The sequence below is a fragment of the Mesorhizobium sp. M2C.T.Ca.TU.002.02.1.1 genome, assembly GCF_003997225.1.
Window position 1 is genome coordinate 1 of sequence record NZ_RZTO01000882.1, and the last position, 2,415, is coordinate 2,415.

Sequence of the window (2,415 nt, forward strand, 5' to 3'; positions counted from 1 at the left end):
CGCCGGCCTCGACCACGTCGATATGTGAGTTGAAATGCACGCAGGGGCCAGGCGAGCGGCCATCGAAGCGGGCGACGACGTTGACGCGCGGATAGCGGTCGCTATCGCCTGGCGCCCCCTCGGCACGGATGAATTCGGTTTCGAAGCCGAGTTTCTTCAGGCGGGCGCCAAGAAACTCCGCGCATGGCCGGTAGGCCTCGCCTGGCGGGTTGACGGTTGGGAAGCGGATCAGGTCCGCGGTCAGCGCAACGAGGTCGTCGGTCCGGTCCTCGACCGCCTTGAGAAGTCGTTCATCCATGCGGCGGATTGAAGAAGGAACGCAGCACTTTTGCAAGCAAGCAGTCGCTCATTGCCACTCGACGATCCAGGCATGGCCCAACGCCCCTGCCTAAACTCCAGAGGGTGCGTGTCGCGGCGGCAACTATACCGGGAAAATCGTTCAAATGCACCGCATTGGATTGGCGGATTCGTCAACGAGTGTGTGGTACTTAACGCACCTGCCGGCAAAAAGATGGAAAACCGCGTGGATGGCAGGGGGCAGTCAAAGGGGTTTGATCGCATGAAAAAGTTCGTTCTCATGGCAACCGTGCTGGCAACCGCGTTGTTCGGCATGTCCATCGCAAGCCAGGCGGCAACGCTGGTCGCCAACATCGACGTCTCGTCGCAGACCATGACCGTCAGCAAATACGGCCAGGTGGTCTATCGCTGGAGCGTGTCGACCGCGCGCAAGGGCTACTTCACGCCGCGCGGCAGCTACCGGCCGCAATGGACGGCCCGGATGTGGTATTCGCGCAAATACGACAACTCGCCGATGCCCTATTCGGTGTTCTTCCATGGCGGCTACGCCATTCACGGCACCGGGGCGGTGAGAAATCTCGGGCGCCCGGCCTCGCATGGCTGCGTGCGCCTGCACCCGGCCAATGCCGCGACCTTCTACACGATGGTGAAGGAAGTCGGCTTCGGCAACACGCGGATCGTCGTCACCAATTGAGGCGCTCTGCGAGATGGCGCGCGGCGAAGCTGCCGCCGGCTTCGCCGCTCCAATCCATCTTTTCGGAGTGTTGCTGCAATGCCTCACCTGCTTCGCAAAACAACGGCTTACACTGCTCGCGGCATTGCTTAAGCTGCTCTGTATTAGCCGGTTGTGATAAAGAGGAAGCGTCAATTAGGGCTTGGGGGACTATGATGCATCGACTTCTTCTCGGTGCCGCGATTGTGGCGACCGCAACATCGGCTTTCGCCGCTGACGCGCCGGTGGTTCTGGACCAGGAATTCGTACAGCCGCATATTTCCGGCTACGGCGAGATATATCTTGGCGGTCTCCATTTCTCGACACCCGGGGACGATGCAAACGGCACGGCCGCCGGTGGCGCGGCTCGGATCAATTTTCCGATCGACGCCCGCTGGAACATCCAGACCGACGCGGTGATCGATTCGCTGTGGGTGGAAGGAACCAACATCTACAGCTATGGCGGCGCCATCCACGGCTACTGGCGCGATCCGAGCTCATATGCTCTCGGCGGCTTTGCGACGATCAACGGATATGGCGGGGACGAGGGTATCGGCGACGCAGGCCTTTACACCTTCACCGTCGGTCCCGAGGCTCAGGCCTATTTCGGCAACGTGACGCTCTACGGTCAGGCCTATTATGGGCAGTTGCGGGCCAGCGGCGAGTCCGAACATTTCGACAATTGGGGCGGCCGCGGCGTCGTGCGATATTTCGCGCAGGACAATCTTCGCTTCGATGGTGAACTCGGCTTCTCGCGGCTGTCCGGCTTTGGCGGACATTTCGACACTGTCACGGCGGCATTGCAGGCTACTTACCGATTCTCGGGGACCCCTTGGTCGGTGTTTGGCCGCTACCAGCTGGACCACCTGACCTTCTCCGAAGGTTCTGGGAGTGTGAACATCCACAAATATGTGGTTGGTCTGCGGGCAAGCTTCGGTTCAGACACCTTGCTCTCCGAGGATCGCAACGGTGCCACCATGGATACGTTCCGGCCGAATTTCACCATCCCCGCTCCGCTTTGAGGGAATCCAATCCAGAGCCGCGGGGGCGCTTCCCGCATGCGGAGCAGCGTCCCCGGTGTCTGAAAGATCGCGACGCGCTTTAAGATAATTTCCGGGCGGAAAACCGCTCACGGTTTCGTGGAAATCTGGCCGATCTCTTTGGTCTGCCTTTGCCTCTTGCGGCGGCGGCCGCTGATTTCCCAGCGCTTGTGGAACCACATCCACTGTCCGGGATCCTCGCGCACCCAGCGTTCGACCACGTCGGTGAGAAGCTGGGTGGCGGCATCGACGTCGACGCTGCCGTCGCCGGTGCGCGGCAGGGTCAGCTTGTCCTCGATTTCCAGGCGGAAGCGGTTGCCCGGCAGCCTGACGCAGCGGGCGGGGTAGACATCGCAGTCATAGTGG

At 61.2% G+C, this 2,415-nt stretch carries 2 protein-coding genes and 2 pseudogenes; 2 read left to right on the plus strand and 2 right to left on the minus strand.

The features are described from left to right. Positions 1 to 298: pseudogene (locus tag EOD07_RS30860) on the minus strand (succinyl-diaminopimelate desuccinylase); the annotation flags it as partial. A 261-nt stretch (positions 299 to 559) separates the two neighbouring features. Between EOD07_RS30860 and EOD07_RS30865 the strand changes: the two are divergent. Together EOD07_RS30865 and EOD07_RS30870 are read left to right on the plus strand one after the other, a co-directional pair. Further along, positions 560 to 991, plus strand: coding sequence for a L,D-transpeptidase (locus EOD07_RS30865; protein WP_127237985.1), 432 nt, complete (start codon positions 560 to 562; stop codon positions 989 to 991). A gap of 194 nt (positions 992 to 1,185) precedes the next feature. Continuing rightward, a complete protein-coding gene (locus EOD07_RS30870; RefSeq protein ID WP_127237986.1) occupies positions 1,186 to 2,031 on the plus strand; it encodes a hypothetical protein in 846 nt (281 codons plus the stop codon). A 107-nt stretch (positions 2,032 to 2,138) separates the two neighbouring features. Here EOD07_RS30870 and EOD07_RS30875 read toward each other — a convergent pair. Continuing rightward, positions 2,139 to 2,415: pseudogene (locus tag EOD07_RS30875) on the minus strand (lipid A biosynthesis lauroyl acyltransferase); the annotation flags it as partial.

Excerpts from the sequence above, each read along its gene's own strand:
- EOD07_RS30865 (WP_127237985.1), top strand. The coding sequence starts at position 560 with ATGAAAAAGTTCGTTCTCATGGCAACCGTGCTGGCAACCGCGTTGTTC.
- EOD07_RS30870 (WP_127237986.1), top strand. The coding sequence starts at position 1,186 with ATGCATCGACTTCTTCTCGGTGCCGCGATTGTGGCGACCGCAACATCG.